General features: G+C 66.7%; 16 protein-coding genes and 1 tRNA gene. 6 read left to right on the top strand and 11 right to left on the bottom strand.

The features are described 5' to 3' along the window. The first annotated feature begins 111 nt into the window (after positions 1–111). Positions 112–1,845, top strand: a complete 1,734-nt coding sequence (locus ACYU98_RS14230) for a glycerol-3-phosphate dehydrogenase/oxidase (protein ID WP_460468871.1) — start codon at positions 112–114, stop codon at positions 1,843–1,845. An 89-nt stretch (positions 1,846–1,934) separates the two neighbouring features. Then, the gene (locus tag ACYU98_RS14225; RefSeq protein WP_460468870.1) at positions 1,935–2,081 is read left to right on the top strand and encodes a hypothetical protein; all 147 of its coding nucleotides are present in this window, start codon (positions 1,935–1,937) and stop codon (positions 2,079–2,081) included. A gap of 57 nt (positions 2,082–2,138) precedes the next feature. Here the strand turns inward: ACYU98_RS14225 and ACYU98_RS14220 are convergent, their stop codons facing one another. Beyond that, the gene (locus tag ACYU98_RS14220) at positions 2,139–4,310 is read right to left on the bottom strand and encodes an MMPL family transporter (protein WP_460468869.1); all 2,172 of its coding nucleotides are present in this window, start codon (positions 4,308–4,310) and stop codon (positions 2,139–2,141) included. A 145-nt stretch (positions 4,311–4,455) separates the two neighbouring features. Between ACYU98_RS14220 and ACYU98_RS14215 the strand changes: the two genes are divergently transcribed. Next, positions 4,456–5,679, top strand: a complete 1,224-nt coding sequence (locus ACYU98_RS14215) for a sensor histidine kinase (RefSeq protein ID WP_460468868.1) — start codon at positions 4,456–4,458, stop codon at positions 5,677–5,679. Then, positions 5,619–6,269: a response regulator transcription factor gene (locus ACYU98_RS14210; RefSeq protein WP_460468867.1), complete on the top strand. Its 651-nt coding sequence runs from the start codon at positions 5,619–5,621 to the stop codon at positions 6,267–6,269. Before ACYU98_RS14215 ends, ACYU98_RS14210 begins: the two co-directional genes overlap by 61 nt. Here the strand turns inward: ACYU98_RS14210 and ACYU98_RS14205 are convergent. After that, positions 6,245–7,138 carry an NAD(P)/FAD-dependent oxidoreductase gene (locus ACYU98_RS14205; RefSeq protein WP_460468866.1) on the bottom strand — a complete coding sequence of 298 codons (894 nt, stop codon included), beginning with the start codon at positions 7,136–7,138 and terminating at the stop codon, positions 6,245–6,247. The genes ACYU98_RS14210 and ACYU98_RS14205 overlap by 25 nt on opposite strands. Before the next feature lie 57 nt (positions 7,139–7,195). Here ACYU98_RS14205 and ACYU98_RS14200 point away from each other — a divergent pair, with 57 nt between their 5' ends. After that, positions 7,196–7,660: a helix-turn-helix domain-containing protein gene (locus ACYU98_RS14200; RefSeq protein WP_460468865.1), complete on the top strand. Its 465-nt coding sequence runs from the start codon at positions 7,196–7,198 to the stop codon at positions 7,658–7,660. 35 nt (positions 7,661–7,695) lie between these two features. Here the strand turns inward: ACYU98_RS14200 and ACYU98_RS14195 are convergent. From ACYU98_RS14195 to ACYU98_RS14185, 3 genes are all read right to left on the bottom strand, one after another. After that, a tRNA-Gln gene (locus ACYU98_RS14195) sits at positions 7,696–7,774 on the bottom strand. Positions 7,775–7,842: 68 nt separating this feature from the next. After that, entirely contained in the window at positions 7,843–8,202 is a 360-nt protein-coding gene (locus ACYU98_RS14190) for a VOC family protein (RefSeq protein WP_460468864.1), read from the bottom strand. Beyond that, a complete protein-coding gene (locus ACYU98_RS14185; RefSeq protein WP_460468863.1) occupies positions 8,199–8,984 on the bottom strand; it encodes a methyltransferase domain-containing protein in 786 nt (261 codons plus the stop codon). The genes ACYU98_RS14190 and ACYU98_RS14185 overlap by 4 nt, the downstream gene beginning before the upstream one ends. Positions 8,985–9,087: 103 nt before the next feature. Between ACYU98_RS14185 and ACYU98_RS14180 the strand changes: the two genes are divergently transcribed. Then, positions 9,088–9,588, top strand: a complete 501-nt coding sequence (locus tag ACYU98_RS14180) for a MarR family winged helix-turn-helix transcriptional regulator (RefSeq protein WP_460468862.1) — start codon at positions 9,088–9,090, stop codon at positions 9,586–9,588. On the opposite strand, the gene ACYU98_RS14175 is transcribed toward ACYU98_RS14180, so the two are convergent. From ACYU98_RS14175 to ACYU98_RS14150, 6 genes are all read right to left on the bottom strand, one after another. Beyond that, positions 9,569–10,441 (bottom strand): metallophosphoesterase, encoded by an 873-nt coding sequence (locus ACYU98_RS14175; RefSeq protein ID WP_460468861.1) that lies wholly within the window; start codon positions 10,439–10,441, stop codon positions 9,569–9,571. The two genes, ACYU98_RS14180 and ACYU98_RS14175, sit on opposite strands and share 20 nt — an antisense overlap. Then, on the bottom strand, positions 10,438–12,288 hold the full coding sequence (locus ACYU98_RS14170; protein ID WP_460468860.1) for a putative nucleotidyltransferase substrate binding domain-containing protein: 1,851 nt from the start codon (positions 12,286–12,288) through the stop codon (positions 10,438–10,440). The genes ACYU98_RS14175 and ACYU98_RS14170 overlap by 4 nt, the downstream gene beginning before the upstream one ends. After that, positions 12,281–13,129, bottom strand: a complete 849-nt coding sequence (locus tag ACYU98_RS14165; RefSeq protein WP_460468859.1) for a glutamate ABC transporter substrate-binding protein — start codon at positions 13,127–13,129, stop codon at positions 12,281–12,283. Before ACYU98_RS14165 ends, ACYU98_RS14170 begins: the two co-directional genes overlap by 8 nt. A gap of 2 nt (positions 13,130–13,131) precedes the next feature. Continuing rightward, positions 13,132–14,682: an amino acid permease gene (locus ACYU98_RS14160; RefSeq protein WP_460468858.1), complete on the bottom strand. Its 1,551-nt coding sequence runs from the start codon at positions 14,680–14,682 to the stop codon at positions 13,132–13,134. Positions 14,683–14,826: 144 nt separating this feature from the next. After that, positions 14,827–16,641 (bottom strand): ABC-F family ATP-binding cassette domain-containing protein, encoded by a 1,815-nt coding sequence (locus tag ACYU98_RS14155; RefSeq protein ID WP_460468857.1) that lies wholly within the window; start codon positions 16,639–16,641, stop codon positions 14,827–14,829. Between the two features lie 9 nt (positions 16,642–16,650). Then, on the bottom strand, positions 16,651–17,577 hold the full coding sequence (locus tag ACYU98_RS14150; protein WP_460468856.1) for a 4-(cytidine 5'-diphospho)-2-C-methyl-D-erythritol kinase: 927 nt from the start codon (positions 17,575–17,577) through the stop codon (positions 16,651–16,653). Between the last annotated feature and the right edge of the window lie 6 nt (positions 17,578–17,583).

The following is a 17,583-nucleotide window of genomic DNA, read 5'->3' as shown; positions in this document are numbered from 1 at the left end:
CCATCCTCCCCCGTACCGGCGCATTCGTGCACGTTCGTGCATGCGGGTTGGAAAATCGTCCACTCGTTGTTGGGATGGGCAACAAGAGATTTCCCCGATTCGGAGGACCCCATGGTCACCACCGCACTCACCGCACAATCGCGCCGAGAGGCGCTTGACTCGATGACAAGCCAGCCGCTCGACCTCCTGGTCGTCGGTGGCGGTGTCACAGGAGCCGGGATCGCATTGGACGGCGCGAGCCGGGGGCTGCGCACGGGCATCGTCGAAGCCAAGGACTGGGCCTCAGGCACCTCGCAGTCCTCCAGCAAGCTGGTCCACGGCGGGCTGCGCTACCTCTACCAGTTGAACTTCGCCCTGGTGGCCGAGGCGCTGAAGGAGCGCGGGTTGCTCCTGACTCGTACGGCACCGCACCTGGTGAAGGCGCAGCCATTCCTGTGGCCGCTGAAGAAGGCCGTCGTCGAGCGGTCGTACAGCGCGATCGGCGTGGGCATGTATGACGCGCTCGCCCAGTTCGGCGGTGGCGGCAAGAACGCTGTGCCCCATCAAAAGCACTACTCCAAGGACGGCGCCCGCCAGATCTTCCCCGGCATCCGCGAGGACGCCCTCGTTGGCGCGATTCGGTTCTACGACGCACGCGTCGATGACGCCCGCCTGACGATGACCCTCGTTCGGACGGCGCAGGGTTACGGCGCGCTCGCCGCCAGCCGTACGTCGGTCGTGGAGTTCCTCAAGGAGGGCACCCGAGTGGTCGGCGCCGTGGTCGAGGACCACGAAACCGGGCAGCGCCGGGAGATCCGCGCGAAGTATGTCGTCAACGCGACCGGAGTCTGGACCGAACAGACCCAAGACCTCGCGACCGACGATGGCGGCCTGAAGGTGTTGGCCAGCAAGGGAATTCACATCGTGGTTCCCAAGGAGAGCATCGATGGCGACGCCGGGCTGTTCCTGCGCACCGAGAAGTCCGTGCTGTTCATCATTCCGTGGGAGCGCTACTGGGTCATCGGCACCACCGACACCCCGTGGGAGCAGGACGTCAACGAGCCGACCACCACCGGCGCCGACATCGACTACGTGCTCGAACACGCCAACTCGGTGCTCGAGCGGCAGTTGACCCGGGACGACATCATCGGCACCTACGTCGGGCTGCGCCCGTTGCTGCAGCCGAAGTCCTCGAACTCCTCCACCAAGGTCTCCCGCGAACACACCGTCACCGAGGTCACGTCCGGCCTCGCGGCGATCGCCGGCGGAAAGCTGACGACCTACCGGGTCATGGCCCAAGACGCGGTCGATTTCGCGATCGAGCGCAGCGAAGGTGTGAACGCGCAGCGTCCCTGCATCACCGAAACCTTGCCGCTGGTCGGGGCCGCGGGCTACGCCGCGTGGCAGTCCCAGCGCGACCGGATCGCCGCTGACAACGGGCTGACCACCGACCAGGTGCAGCACCTGCTGGACCGCTACGGCGACGAATTGCCGCTGTTGCTGGAGACCATCGAGGCAACGCCTGAACTGGGCAAGCCGTTGGCCACCGCCCCCGCCTACCTCGCCGTCGAGGTCGCCCACGCCATCACTCACGAGGGTGCGTTGCACCTGGAGGATGTGTTGCGGCGCCGGGTCCGTCTCGACTACGAGACCCGTGACCGTGGGCTGTCCAGCGCGTCGGAAATTGGGGCGATCATCGCGCCGTTGCTCGGCTGGGACGACGCGACATTGGCCGCCGAGATCGAGGCCTACCGGCTGCGGGTCGAAGGCGCTGCCGCAGCGGAGGCGACGAGCGATGACGCCGAGGCCGTACGGGTGAAATTGGCTGCCGAACAGCTCCTCACCCCTGCGGGTGAACCCTCCTGAACTAGACCTCAGCGGCCCGTTTCTTCGCTACCTTTCGCAGCGGAGATGCGCACCCCTGCTGCATCTCACTGAACGAGGAGGTTCCTCTCATGGTTGGTCTCGGAGTGGTCCTGCTGATCGTCGGCCTACTGGTCGCGTCTTTGAAGGTCCTGATCACGATCGGCATCGTCCTGATCGTCGTCGGGCTGATCCTGAACTTGGTCCCGATCGGCGGCAGCCGACGCCGAGTCTGGTGATCTCCGGTAGCTAAAAGGGCGGCTCCCCCTCGGGAGAGCCGCCCTTTTTTGTGTGTGTCACCTACCGGAGCCGACCGGAACCGCCTGCAACGGGCGAGTCGAGGCGGATGTCCCAACCCGGCGCGTGCGACCCCACATCCGTCGTCCGCCCAACGAGAGCAGGGCGGGCAGCAGCACCAGCCGGATCAGCGTCGCGTCGACCGCGATCGCCACTGCCAGGCCGAGCCCGATCTGCTTCATCTCGGCCAGTCCGAGAGTCGCGAAGATCGAGAACACCCCAACCATCACGATCGCCGCCGAGGTGACCACTCCCCCGGTTCGACCGACGCCGTCGGCGATCGCCGCGCGGACCGGCAGCCCGCGGTCGATGTTCTCCTTGATCCGCGACATCACGAACACGTGGTAGTCCATGCTCAGCCCGACCAGCACGCTGAACAGGAACATCGGCACCCAGTCGCGCACCGCACCGGTGTTCACGAAGTTCAACGCCCGCGCCCCGGTGTCGGACTGGAAGACCGCGGCCAGCACCCCGAAGGCGACCCCGACCGAAGCCAGGTTGAGAACCGTGGTGAGCAGCCCGATCAGGATCGATCGGAAGGCGAAGGCCATCATCAGCGAGGTGAGCCCGAGCACGGCCGCGATCGCCCACGGCATCCGGTCACCGAGGTGTTTCGACATGTCGACCGAACGAGCGGCATCACCGGTCACGCCGTGGTCGGCGGTCACCGTACGGTCGACGATCGTGCGCAGTTGCGCAACGTCCTTCTGCAAGGCGTCCGAACCGACGGGTGCCGACGTTGCGAGATCGAGCTGGGCGACCCCGTGGTTGAACCGGGGCGACTGCGCCACCACCCAACCGGAGCGCTGGGCCTCCCGCGCGACGGCTGTCAGCTGACTCTGCGCCTGCTGGGTCGAGCCGGTGTAGGTGGTGACCACCTGGGCCGCGTTGCCCTGCGTCGGGAAGGCGCGCTGAATTCCGTTGTACGACACCACGGTCGGATTGTTCGGCGGCAGAGAGTCGACCGAGCCCGGCATGGTGCGCAAACCGAGCGCGGGCAGTGCCAGAACCGCGGTGATGATCCCGCCGATCACCAGCGCGGCGAGCGGGTGGTGAACGATCGGCTCGACCATCCGCTGCACCAGCGGCCGGCGGGCCGGCGGCACGGGCAGGCCGCGGCGGCGCGCCCGCTCGACCTTCGCCAGACGTCCGCCCAGACCCGGGATCCGCAGGCGGTCAACCTTGTGGCCGAGCTTGGCCAGCAGAGCAGGCAGCAGGGTGAGCGATGCGGCGACCGCGACGAGCACCACCGAGACCGCGCCCAATGCCAGGGAGTTGAACGCGGCGAAGTCCATGATCAACAGGCCGGCGAGGGACACCGTGACCGCGAGGCCGGAGGTGACGATGGCGTGACCGGAGGTTTGCGCGGCGATGCGTACGGCGTCGACCGTGCCGGCGCCCTTGGCCCGTTCCTCGCGCTCGCGCTTGAGGTAGAAGAGGCAGTAGTCGATCCCGACCGCCATCCCGATCAGCACGATCATGGTCATCACCGACGACTCCTGCGGGAAGACGTGCGAAAGGATGCCACTGAGACCACCGGCGGCGGCGACCGACATCAGGGCCACAAGCACGGGCAGTCCGGCGGCGATCAGGCTGCCGAAGACGGCCACCATGACGACGAGCGTGAAGGGCAGCGAGCTCTTCTCTGAACGCTGCAAGTCATGTGACACCTGGTCGTTGATCGCGGTGTTGGTGCTGACGCTGCCGAACGTCCCGACCGTCACCCTCGGGTTCTCGGCCTTGATCCGTTGCACATCGGCCGACATCGACGCCACGTCGACATCGGTATTCGTCACCAGCGTCTTCAGATCGGCGCGGATGAGCAGGGAGCCGTCCTTCGGCGAGATCTGCACCGGCTCAACGGTCTGCACCTGAGGTTCAGCGCGCCACGCGGTGGCCAACTCGGTCGCCGCGGCCTTCGCCTGCTGCACGTCCGCGGCCGAGCGGCTCCGCGGGGTGAGGTGCACCAACTCCATGTGGTGATCGACGGCGCCGGCTGCGGCAACCAGCCCATCGGCATGGCCAGAATCGCCCATCCGGTAGTCGGCGTCCGCCACCTTCACGACCGACACCGACGACCCGACGACCACGACCGCCGCGACCAGCAGCAGCCATCCGGCGATCACCTTCCAGGGGTGGCGCATGCTCCACCCGGTCACGCGTTCCAACACGATTGCCTCTCCCGGCGCGGGACGTCCGCACCTCCGACAACAAATCTGGCGGTGCAGCGGTCGTGGGTCAGGGGCGTCAGGACCCGAATCGATGGTGGACTCAGGTCCACTGTGCTTGCGCCGGGTCGCTGGCAGGATCGCAGTCATGAACAGGGAGCTGAGCTGGCCGCGGGCATGGGGATTGTCGGCGGTTGCTGTGCTCGCGAGCATCCCTTATGCCCTGGCGATGATGGCGTTGATCTGCGCGTTTGCGCTCTGCACGCTCTACGTCGGCGTGTTCCTGGTTCCGCTGGCATTCCTCGCGCTCGCGGGGACCTGCAACTGGTTTCGCGACCTGTCGGCCCACGGATTGGGCCAACGGGTTGAGGCCACCTATCGCCCGCTGACCGCAGCCTTCGGAGTCCCGCGCACCATCGAGTGTCTGCGTGACGGAGCTCGCTGGCGCGACGCCGGCTGGGGCTTGGTCTGGGCGGTGGGCGAGGCGCTGCCGATCCTCGCGGCGTTCGGGTTCGTCGTCGGCATCGTCGCGTGGCCGGTGTGGGTCAGTGTCTTCCATGGCAGCCAGCTGTTCGGGATCGGGTTGGCCGTCGCCTGCTGGGCGACCTGGGCGGTCATGGTGGTGCCGCTCGCGCGCGGATGGATGACCCTCAATGCCCGCCTGCTGGGCGACAGTGAGGCAGAGCTGCAACGCAAGCTGGCCGCCGAGCGCGCCCACCGCGCAGAACAATTGGACCATTCAGCCGCGGAAATGGAACGCATCGAGCGCGACCTGCACGACGGGGCACAAGCCCGGATCGCGGCCCTTGGCATGACTCTCGGGCTGGCCAAGGAACTCCTCGAACGTGATCCCGCTGCGGCGCGGCAGTTGCTCGATGAGGCAACTGCCACCTCGGGGAGCGCGCTGGAGGACATCCGGTCGGTCGTACGCGGGATGCGCCCGCCGGTGCTGGCCGACCGCGGGCTTGCTGCGGCCGTACGCGCCCTTGCCGTAGATCTTCCGGTTCCGGTGGAGTTCGAATCGCACCTTCCGGACCGGCTGCCGGCACCGGTCGAGTCGGCTCTTTACTTCGCGGTGGCCGAGCTGCTGGCCAACACGGTCAAGCACAGCGAGTGCACTCGGGCGTGGATCTCCCTGTCCCACAATGAATCCGAAGTGATCGCTGCTGCTGGCGACGACGGCCGAGGCGAGGCAAGACTGGAGACTGGGGGCGGCCTGATGGGGGTTGCCCGCCGCGTGAAGGCGTTCGACGGCACACTGGAGGTCGACAGCCCGCCCGGCGGGCCGACCAGAATCAGGGTGGTTTTGCCGTGCGTGTTGTCATCGCCGAAGACAACGCACTCCTTCGGGACGGACTCGTCCGGATCCTGAGTGCCTACGACCTCGACGTCGTCGACACCGCCGCGAACGAGCCCGAGGTGGCGCGGATGCTCGACAACGACGGCATCGACCTGGCAATCCTCGACGTACGGATGCCGCCGATGTTCACCGACGAGGGCCTGCGCGCCGCGATCACCGCCCGCGCGGCTCGCCCCGGGCTGCCGGTGCTGGTCCTGTCGCAATACGTCGAACACCTCTACGCCCGTGAGCTGCTGCAATCGGGCGAGGGCGCGGTCGGTTACCTGCTGAAGGATCGCGTCAGCGACGTGGCCGCGTTCGTCGAATCCGTCCGTACGGTCGCTGCCGGGGGCACCGTGCTGGACCCGCAGGTCGTCGCATCTGTACTAGGCGCAACCCGACAGCAACCGCTCGACCGACTCACCCCGCGCGAGCGGGAGGTGCTCGGGTTGATGGCCGAGGGGCGTAGCAACGCAGCCATCGCCGGCGCGATGTTCGTCACCGAGAAGGCGGTCGTCAAACACACCAACTCGATCTTCACCAAGCTCGACCTGCCGGTGTCGGCCGACGACAACCGGCGGGTGCGCGCGGTGCTGGCCTACTTGGGCGGCGACAGCAGGTAGGCCACCATCGCGCCGCCGGCGTTTCCACCCGCGGCGATGGCGTTGATGACAGTCGCCATTGGCATCGGCATGGCCGCAACGTGGGCCATGTCGCCCGCGGCATGAACACCCGGGAGGCTAGTGCGGCCCATCGGGTCGACCTCGACGCCGCCAGAGGGGTTGAGCTTCAGATCCAATTGCTGCGCGAACGGCGCCCGCTGCTCTAGCTGCGTGGCCACGAACAGCCCCTTCAGTTCGAGCGGTTCGCCGGATTCGAACTCGACGAGGGCACCCACGTCGGACGGTCGTACAGCGGTGACGCGTTCGGTGCGTAGAGCGACGCCCTCCGGCAGCGGGGCGGTCAGCTCGCCGCCGTCGGTGAGGACCGTGACGCCCGCGGCGAACGGCGCGACAATTCCCGGGTGATGCGCAGCCGCGACGGTCCCGAGCACGCCCACCTGGCCGCCGGCGAACTCGTGCCCGTGACAGAACGGGCAGTGCGCGACGACCGTCCCGAACAGGTCTGCGACGCCTGGGGTTTCGGGCAAAATGTCGCGGACGCCGGTGGCCAAGACGACCCCGCGGGTGGTCACGACCTCGTCGCCGAAGGAGACCCGGAACAGGGATCCGTCCGCCTCGACCGAGGTGACGGTGTCGTCGCGGAAGGTGACGGTGTCGTACGCCGCAAGTTCTGCCCGCGCGGCCGCCCGGAACTGCGCAGGCCGGACGCCGTCGTTGGTCACGACGTTGTGAATGTGATCGGTGGGGTCGTTGCGGTAGCTGCCGGAGTCGGCCATCAACACCCGGCGGTGCACCCGCGCGAGGGTGAGGGTGGCCTGCAGTCCGGCAGGTCCGCCGCCGATGACGACGGCGTCGTAGGTGGTGTTCATCGAGTTCTCCTGAGGCTGGGCTTGCGTGTTGACCTCAGCATGTGACTTCATGTCAACATGAAGTCAAGTGCACCGGACTGGTCGATCGGCCAACTCGCCGCGCGGTTCGCTCTGGAGACCCATGTCTTGCGCCACTGGGAGTCCTGCGAGCTGCTCAAGCCGGCTCGCGACAGCGCGGGGCGCCGGCGCTACGACCAGGACGACGTCGTACGCGTCGCGGTCATCCTGCGCAGCAAAGCGGCCGGGATGAGCCTGGATCAGATTCGGGTGATGCTCGACGCCGACGCACCCAAGCGGCACGAAGTGCTCGAGGCTCACATCGCCGACTTGGACCGCCGGATGCACGAGATGCGGATCGCGCGGGAGATGGCCGAACACTCGCTGCACTGTCGCGCTCACGATGTCGGCACTTGCCCGCGCTTCAAGGCCGCAGTGTCGGACCTGATCGAAGGATCGGCCGCGACGTTCCAAGAGGGGCTGGCCCGCTTCCCGGGTCCGGCGATGGGTCTCGCGCCGAAATAGCCCGACCGGCAAGAGGCCCATCGACCCGTCTGCGGCTCCCCGGGTTGGAATCGAACCAACGTCGCTAATCCTGATTCAAAGTCAGGCGGCCCCTGCCAGCAGAGCAACCGGGGAACGGGTCGTACGGGACGACACCGCGGGCCAGCCTAACGGTCCTGGCCCGCAAGGACGAACCGGCGGCCTCAGCCCTGCTGAATCTCGACCCGGTTCCCAACGGGGTCGTCGGTGTGGAATCGATGTACGCCGGGAATCTGGGTATCCGGCCGAACCTCTCCCCCAGCGGACTGCACCCGAGCCGCCATCACATCGAGGTCGGCGACCAGGATGCACGGGTGGGCCTTGAGCGCCGGCGCGAAGGGCTCCTCGACGCCGCAGTGCAACTCCTGCGAGCCGACCTGGAACCAGCACCCGCCCCGCGCTGCCAGGGCCGGCGGCTTCGGCAGTTCAGGTAGCCCGAGCACCCCGCCGTAGAACTCACGCAACGCATCCTCCGAACCGGCCGGGCAAGCGATCTGCACGTGGTGCAATCCGAGCGCGCTCATCGGACGGCCACCGCGAAGATGCGCCGGAAGGGAAAGGCCACACCGTACGAACGCCGCGGGTAGGCGGCCGCCAGACGCCGGTCGAGATCGGCGAGGAACGCCTCTTGTTCTACCGCGTCGAGCGCGTCGAGGATTGGGCGCAACGCCGTTCCCTTTACCCATTCCAGCACCGGATTGGCTTGTGCCCCTTCGGGATCCAGCAGCTGCACGTAGGTGGTCTCCCAGGCATCGACGTACGACGCATGCTGGGTCAACAGGTCGGCATAGCCCGTCGGCTCCAACACCGGGTCGTGGCGCAGCAGCGCGCTGAGCTCCGCCGACCGCGGGTGATCGGCCACTGCCTCGCGGATGATCCGGTGGGAGTCGGCGCCGAAGTTGCCCGGCACCTGCATGGCAAACCCACCGCCGGCGGGCAGACTGTTCAGCCATCCCGGGATCAGTCGCTCGTGGCCGGGCACCCACTGCAGGGTCGCGTTGGTGACGATCAGGTCAGGGGCGGCGGTCGCCGGATCCCAGTGGGCCACATCCTGATTCACCCACTCGACGCGACTCTCGGCGTCATGAGCGGCTGCCTGATCGAGCATGTTCTGCGACGAGTCAACGCCGACGATTTGGGCGGCGGGATAACGCTCGGCCATCAGCAAGGTGGCCAGGCCGTTGCCGCACCCCAGGTCCACGATTCGCTCGGGCGCAGCAAGCGGGATGCGCTGCAGTAGATCCTCGAAAGGTCGGGTGCGGTGATCCGCAAATCGTTCGTACTGCCGGGCGTCCCACGTTGCCATCTGAACCTCCGCTAGATTTATCTTGATGTCAAGATACTTTATCTCAAACGACTCTCTTGCCGTCAAGTAATTCGACATCAAGACATCGACTACGATCGGCAGCATGCCCGAGCCCACCGCCGACGAGGTCGATCTCATTGTCGACGCCTGGCGTCGCGAACGCCCGGACCTCGATGTCGACCCCCTGCTGGTGCTCTCCCGCATCACCCGCCTCGCGCGCCGCCTCGATCTCGCTCGGGCCGGCGCCTTCGCGACCCACGATCTCGACGCCTGGGAGTTCGACGTGCTTTCCGCGCTTCGCCGGGTCGGGGCACCGTACGAACTCTCCCCCGGCGCCCTCGGCCAGCAGACCCTGGTCACCAGCGGCACCATGACCAACCGGGTCGACCGACTTGCCGCCCGCGGCTTTGTCGAGCGCCGCCCGGCCCCCAACGACCGGCGCGGAGTGCTGGTCCGACTCACCGACGCAGGACAACGGATCGTCGACGCGGCCTTCGAAGATCTGCTGGCTCAGGAGCAGCGACTGCTGTCGAGCCTGCCTGCTGCCGGCCGTCGCTCACTGGCGACGAATCTGCGCGGCCTGCTCACGACCCTGGAGGGCTGACTTCCTGCTCCGACGGGAACGTCATGACCGCACCCCTGCAGTCCGAGATCCAGGCGGCACTGACCGGCGCGGCCGTTCGACCGTGGTCGGGATCTATCCCGATGATGACCCCGCTGTCCAACTGACTCACCTCGTGACGGGTTGAGTCATCCGCGGTGGTCGCCTTGATCACCTCGTCCGATCCGCGCATTTCACCGCTCTCCCAGTCGGTGATGCCGCTGTGGCCATGGATCTGGTGGAACGGCATTCGGGTCTGGAACCAGCTCGGCACCAGTTCCCGAGCGGCTTCCGCCCACAGCGGTCCCGCGGACGACGACGGACGCCGCCCGGCCACCATCACCCCGGTCCGAAACAACGCGCCGTCGCGCCGCCCCGCCAAGGCGTTCAGCCGCGCCGCCGCCTCGACGGCGGTGACCGGAGTGTCGAGCACGCTGCGCCAGAAGCCCGCGGTCAGCCCGGCGTGGGTGATCAGGTAGTCCCCGGTCTCGCTGCGGAACGCAGCGGCCACCACCATCGAACGCTCGCCCCACCACGCGCGCAGCCGGTCGGCCGCCTCGCTGGGTAGCTCCTCCGGCCACTCGAAGACCCGGTCGTGGACGTAGTGGGCTTCATGGTTCCCGAGTAACTGGACCCACTGGCTCGGACTCGCCCGGTGGATCGTGTCGACCAGATCGATCACCCCGCCGGAATCGGGACCGCGATGGATCAAGTCGCCGACCTGAATGATCACCAGGTCCGGAGGAATCCGACCGCTGTCGGGATCGGCGCCGAGGGTGCGCAGTTCATCGCGCAGGACGTCGAGATGGCCGCCGACGTCACCAATCACGGCGACGCGACGTCGCGAAGAAGTCATCCGAGCTGCGGTCCGGTCCACTCGTCGGACGATACAAAAGCTGACACGTTCGCCATTCTGCGCTGCACCGCGGAGATCTCACGCACCGCCTGCGCTAACAACGATCGGTCGATCAATGACATCTGCTGCATCGTCAACGCGTCGCTTGGTCGCTCGCCCTGCTCGGTCTGCGCGAGTTGGTAGTGCAGGCGCAGCCGCTGCAACACCCCGAAGACCTCGACCATCGACGTCGCCGCATCGCGGGGCAGCATCGGCGAACCCGACGCGGCGGTCAGTCGTCCCTTGGTCGTCGTCGCCTCGACCCCGGCCGCGAGCGCCGCCCAGCGAGCCAGATTCACCACCGGCAGGATCGCGTGTCGCTTGATGTCGAACTGGGCCGACCGGCTCACAAATGGCGGCCGCGGCGCGCGGTATCGCGCTTTGGTCGACAACGCCGCGCCGAGCAGCAGGCGCATCGTTCCGGCGTGCGTACGCAGGGGTTGAAGCGCAGACGACAGATCCGCCAGCGTGGGGTCACCGGTCAGCGGCCGGGAGTCCAACAGCAGCGAGATGAACATCCCGCCCTCATTCTTGGCCGGCTGCCTGACCCAGGTGCTGGCCGCCTCCAGCCACTGCGCACGGGTCCGCGAGAAGGGCGCCCGACTAGCGATCGCTCCGTGTTTGTCGCGGGTCAGCCCGACCCTGGCGAGCAGCAGTCCGGCTTCGGCGAACGCTTCTCGCGCCGCGGCCATCGTCTCCTCGGGAGTGTCGTCGGGAAAGGCCGCCGCGGTGTCGACATCGGAGGAGAGGACCGCTTCGCGTCGGCCGTTGCTGCCCAGCATGAGAAAGCTGAGGTCATCCAGGCGAACGTCGTTGCGCTGCTCGAAGCTCAGCTCGAGGGCCCGCTTGGTGACACCGTCGATCATCGTCGAATTCACCCTGATCACCCGGTCGGAAGAGAGACCTCCGCGCAGCAGATTGCGCAGCAGCTCCGGAACCCGCAGCGCCGCCTCGACCAGGGCGTCGGGGGTTTCGGCTCGCCGGATCCGTTCGTGCAACGACACGTCGACCGGCGAGGCGGCAACGTCCCGCAGGTGCACCACCTGCTGCAGGTTCTTGCGCCGGTCGGTGATCATCGCGAGCGTCGCGCCGGTGTCGAGCAGCGCCAGCAGCACCTCGGTTGGTGTTGCGGTCACCGGCAACCGCGGCGGGAGCGGGTCCACGACATCGCGGGCCGGGGTCTGCGGGCTTTGTCCCTCGACCAGGATCTGCCGCCGCAATGAGTGATCGGTGACCAATCCGCTGGAACCGTCGGGTAGCCGTACGACGGCGTAGTCACGGCTCTCGTCCGACATCTGCCGCGCCGCGGCGGCAGCGGTCGCACCCTCGGGGAGCGGGGCTGCGGCCGGCGGCACCCGGTCCAGCACCGACTCCGCGGTCATCCGGATCGCTGCTTCGCGGTCGGACCGCGGACCGATGTTGGCGGCCAGAAACTGGGCGCCTTTGCGCGAGGTGAACGCGACACCGGCCTCGCTACCGGGAATCAGCGCGATCCGACTGCTGCGAGCAGCCACCGCGAGTGGTCCGATCGACCGCTCCGTCAGCATCGCCGAGAACCCGAAGACGCCGCCGGCGACCACCTGTTCGTCGGGAGCCTCGGTCGTCAGTTTGGCGTCGTTCCAGAGGTTGACCGCCCCCGAGATCACCACGAAAACGTCGACCGAGGGGTGCTCGAAGGCATCCAACACCAGCTCGCCGCTCGCATAGTGCGAGACCTGGGCCGCCGCGGCCAGGCGCGCCAACTGTTCTGCGCCCAGCGCCGCGAACGGCTCATGCCGCCCGAGGAACTGGGCGAGCGACTCAGCCAACGGTCGGCGGTTTCGGGATGCTGTAGCCGGAGGGAGTCACCCACTTGTTCAGTGACTTCTTCCACTCTCCCGAGGAGATGAACTCCTTCAGCGCGGTGTTGACCTTGGCCACCAACGCGGTGTTGCCCTTCTTGACCCCGACGCCGTACTTCTCGTTGGTCAGACCAGACCCGGTCAGCTTCAGCACTCCCTTGTATTTGGACTGCGAGGCGAAACCGGCCAGCAACACATCGTCGGTGCTGACCGCGTCGACGGTGCCGTCGTAGAGGTTGCGCACGCACTCGCTCCAGGTCGGCACCTCACGCAGGGTGATCTTTCCGGCGTAGTGCGACTTGATGTAGTCACCGGAGGTGGTGCCGGTGGCCGAGCAAAGAGTCTTTCCATCGAGCGAGGTCGCGCCGGTGATCGTGTCGTCGTTGCGTCGGGTCAGCAGCGTCTGGTGGGCGACGAAGTAGGGGCCGGCGAATGAGACCGTCTTTTCCCGCTCGGGGGTGATCGAGAAGGTCGAGACGACCATGTCGACCGATCCGTCGCTGAGGGCCTGAACACGCTGGGCCTGATCAATCACCTTCCAGGTGATGTTGGCGGTCGGAATCCCCATCTTGCCCGCCACATAGTTGGCGACGTCGATGTCGAACCCGACGTAGGTCGAACCGGAGACGAGACTGAGCCCGGGTTCATCGCCAGCGATCCCAATCGTCAGCTTTGAGCTTCCGCTCGCGCCGTTTGGCGTCGGCGACTTCTCGGAACTCTGGCTGGAGGACGAACACCCTCCCAGGCCGACGGTTGCAACAAGGGCACAGGCCACCAGCATTCGGCGACGACGCAGCAGAGTAGTCATCGTCACTCATCCCCTTCCGGATCAGCGATCACGGCTTTCTTGCCATAGCGCGGACCCGTGTCGGACCACACGCTGCGAATCTGCCCGTCGGTGTTGCGCAACACGGCCGGACGTACGGCCATCCAGCCGAGCTGCAGGACCACGGCCAGGATCGGAATACCGATCACCACGACGATGAAGTCGGTCTTCTGCCAGAAGTACGGCGACGACTGCCACCCCGAGATCGCCATGCCGAACAGCACCAGCACGAGGAACACGATTCCGATGTAACTGGTCCACGGACTTCCCGGCATCTGGAAGCTGCTGGCCGGGATGACTCCCTTGTTGCTCAGCCTTCGCAGCCGGAGCTGGCAGACGAAGATCGTGCCCCAGGTGAACAGCACACCCACCGACGCGGCTTCCAGTGCGATCTCGAAGGCCGCACCCGGAGCCACCGCGTTCAGCACGGCGCCCAGCACCAGAACCACCGCAGTCATCACGATGCCGGCCCATGGGACACCGGACGAGCTCATCTTCAGGGTGAACCGCGGAGCTTGCTTGGCCATCCCCAGGCTGCGCAGAACGCGCCCGGTCGAGTAGAGGCCGGAGTTCAAGCTGGACATCGCCGCGATGATCAGCACCACCTGGATGAGGTCACCCATCCAACTCAAACCCATTCGACCGAAGACGGTGACGAATGGACTGATGCCGGCCTTGTATTCCTTGGTCGGCAGCATCGAGACCAGCAGCATGATCGAACCGCAGTAGAACACCGCGATGCGGAAGATCACCGCGTTCACGGCCTTGGGCACTTCCTTCTTGGCGTCGGTCATCTCACCCGCGGCGACACCGACCATCTCGATCGCGGCATAGGCGAACACAACGCCGGACATCACCAAGATCGGGCCGTACCAGTGGTAATCACCTGCGGTTGGCCAGAAGCCACCCTCGTTGTTCCACATGTTCTGGAAGCCGGCCTTGTGGCCACCGACGTTGCGCCCCAGCACGACCACGAACAGGCCGACCGCGATGAACACCAAGATGGCTGACACCTTTGCGATGGCCGCCCAGAACTCGAACTCACCGAACGCCTTGGCCGACATCAGGTTCACGCCGAGCACCACCGCCAAGGCGATGAGCACCGACTGCCAGGTCGGGGTGTTCGGATACCAGTGCTGAACGTAGAGGCCGACGGCGGAGAGCTCCGCAATGCCGGTCAATGCCCAGTTCAGCCAGTACATCCAGCCGGTGACATAGGCCCACTTTTCGCCGTAGAACTCACGCATCCACGAGACGAAGGCGCCCGAGGTCGCGCGGTGCAGGACTAGTTCGCCCAGGGCGCGCATCAGCAGGAACGCGATGAGACCCACAAAGGCGTAGCTGAGCAAAAGAGCAGGGCCGGTGCTGTTCAACCGTGACGCGCTGCCCAGGAACAGACCGGTGCCGATGGCGCCACCGATCGCGATCATCTGGACCTGGCGGTTGCCGAGCGATTGTTTATAGCCGACCTGTTCAGCGTCCAATCCACTCGCGGGTGGTTCGTTCGACTCCTTGTCGACGGCTGTATCGGTCATCGGCGTACCTCCGCTGTGGCGCTGTGATTCGGCCGAACCGGCCGATCGGTGAGATTCGCACATCGTGGACCTCCTGCGCCCCAGCCGCAACGCTACTGGCGAGTCCTTTGCTGGCTCTTTATCAATGCCCAGCGCGTGGAACCGTTACTCCCCCAACTGTTCAGCGGCCTCCAGCCACTGCATTTCAAGCGTTTCGCGCTCGGCATGGAGCTGGCGCAACTGGGTATCCAGCTCGGTTGCCTTCACGTGGTCATTCGCGGCGTCGAGCAGCCGAGCATGCAATTTGTCTTCCTGCTCGGCGCTGCGCTGCAGGGACTTCTCCAGTCGGGCAACGGTCTTGCGCAGGTCCCGGCGTTCTCCCGCGGAGAGGCCGTCGGCGGGTGCGGAAGCGCTCGGCGAGGAGCCACTGGACCCGCCCGTAGCAGTCGTCGCGGTTCGGCGCGCGCGCAGTTCCAGGAACTGCTCGACTCCCCCGGTCAGCGACGTGATCGCACCGTCGCCCATCAACGCCACCTGCCGATTGCACATCCGCTCCAGCAGATAGCGGTCGTGCGAGACAACGATGAGGGTGCCAGCCCAGCCGTCGAGGACGTCCTCCATCGAGGTCAACGTCTCGATGTCCAGGTCGTTGGTCGGTTCGTCGAGCAACAACACGTTCGGTTCTGACATCAGCAGTCGCAGGAACTGCAGTCGGCGCTTCTCGCCACCGGAGAGGTCGCCGACCCGGGTCTGCTGCCGCGAACCGCTGAAGCCCAGTCGTTTCGCCAGGGTCGACGCGGACGTCTCCTTGCCGTCAAGCATGATGTACGACTTCACCTCAGTGATCGCGTCGATCACCTTCAGCCCCATGACGTCGGCCAGCTCCCGCAGTTCCTGGGTCAGGAACGCGAGCTGGACCGTACGGCCTTCTTTGCGTTTACCGGCCGACAGCGGCTGGCTGCCAGCGATGGCCCGCAGCAGGGTCGACTTGCCAGCCCCGTTGACACCCACGATGCCGGTGCGCTCACCGGGCGCGAGCCGCCAGGTCTGCTGGTGGATCAACTCCCGGTCGCCCAGCGTGATCGAGGCGTCGATCAGGTCGACGACGTCCTTGCCCAAACGTGTGGTGGCGAAGCGGACCAGCTCCACCTCGTTGCGCGGGTCGGGCTCGCCGGCGATCAGTTCGTTGGCCGCATCGATGCGGAACTTCGGCTTTGAGGTCCGGGCTGGCGCGCCGCGCTGCAACCACGCCAGTTCCTTGCGCAGCAGGTTCTGTCGGCGTTCCTCGGTGGTCGCGGCCACCCGCGCACGCTCGGTCTTCGCCAGAACGTAGGCGGCATAGCCACCGTCGTACTGCTCCACCCTGCCGTCCAGAACCTCCCAGGTGTAGGTGGCGACGGCGTCCAGGAACCACCGGTCGTGGGTGATCGTCAGCAGCGCGTTGTTCGTCGTCGCCCGCCGTCCGACGAGATAGTCGGCCAACCACTGCACACCTTCGACGTCGAGGTGGTTCGTCGGTTCGTCGAGCAGCAACACGTCGGGGTCGTCGATCAGCAGTCGCGCCAGGGAGACCCGACGTCGCTCGCCACCAGACAGAGGGCCGACCAACTGGTCAGGGCCACCGACACCAGCCAGGGACACGCCGCCGAGCAGACCGTCGAGGATCTCGCGTACGCGGGCCTGCCCGGCCCATTCGTGTTCGGCCCGATCGCCGAGCACCGCTTCGGCGACAGTGGTGTCGGCCGCAATGCCATCTTGCTGAGTGAGCAGCCCGGCGGTCAGTCCGCCGACACGGGTCAGTCGACCGCTGTCGATTTCCCGGGTTCCGGCCAGCACCGACAGCAGGGTGGTCTTGCCGCCTCCGTTGCGGCCGACGATCCCGATCCGGTCGCCGGTGCCGACCCCAAGGGACACCTCATCGAGCAGTTGAGCCGTTCCGAGCGCGAGGGAAACACGTTCAGCGGCAATCAGATTGGCCATGCACCTGTCTTACTTCGTGGAAATGACCCGGGCTCCGCCGGGGTGACTGCTGGCCAGCACCAGTTGGTCGGCGACCTTCGCGGCGCTCAACGTGACCAACAGGTCGAGCGCTGCCCGGCGGTTTTCGACCAGGAATGCGACGGTCGGGCCAGAACCGGAAACGAACGAGGCCAGCGCGCCGCCGTCGACTCCAGCCGACAAAGTCTCGCTCAACCGCGGCAACAATGCCACCGCGGCATCCTGCAGGTCGTTGTGGATGACCGGCGCCAGGTCGGTCGGACGCCCCGAACGCAAGGCAGCCAGCAGCTTTTCGTTCGGTGTCGGGACCCGGTCGGCCGCCTCCGGGACGAGCTCGTCGAATTTGGCGAACACGGTGGGGGTCGACAGCCCTTCGCCGTGGATGGCGAAGACCCATTCGTATTTCGCGGTGGTCAGCACCGGAAGGACTTCGTCGCCGCGGTTCGATCCGAGCGCCGTTCCGCCGACCAACGCAAACGGCACATCAGAGCCCACCTCTGCCGCGATCTCGGCCATCTCGCCGGCCGGCAATTGCAGATCGAACAGCTCGTTGATCCCCAGGATCGTCGCGGCCGCATCGGCGGATCCGCCAGCCATTCCGCCGGCGACCGGGATCGCCTTCTTGATGGTGATCTGCACCGGCCACATCGTGATGCCACAACCGCCGTGGTAGGTGTCGTACATCAGGTGGGCGACCCGCAGCGCGAGGTTCGAATCGTCGGCGGGCACCTTCGCGGCGAACTCGCCGGTGACGCTGATGCCCCAGCTACGGGCGCGGCGTACGGTCACCTCGTCGACCAGGTCGACAGCGTGGAAGACCGTTGACAACAGGTGGAACCCGTCGACCGTGGCACCGACGGACAGGTCGAGATTGACCTTCGCCGGAACTCGTACGGTGACGCCCTTGCCTGCTGACATGCCCAC

This window comes from Calidifontibacter terrae, assembly GCF_054778835.1.
The sequence above is the reverse complement of the archived record's forward strand: the minus strand, read 5'-3'. Positions and strand labels throughout refer to the sequence as shown.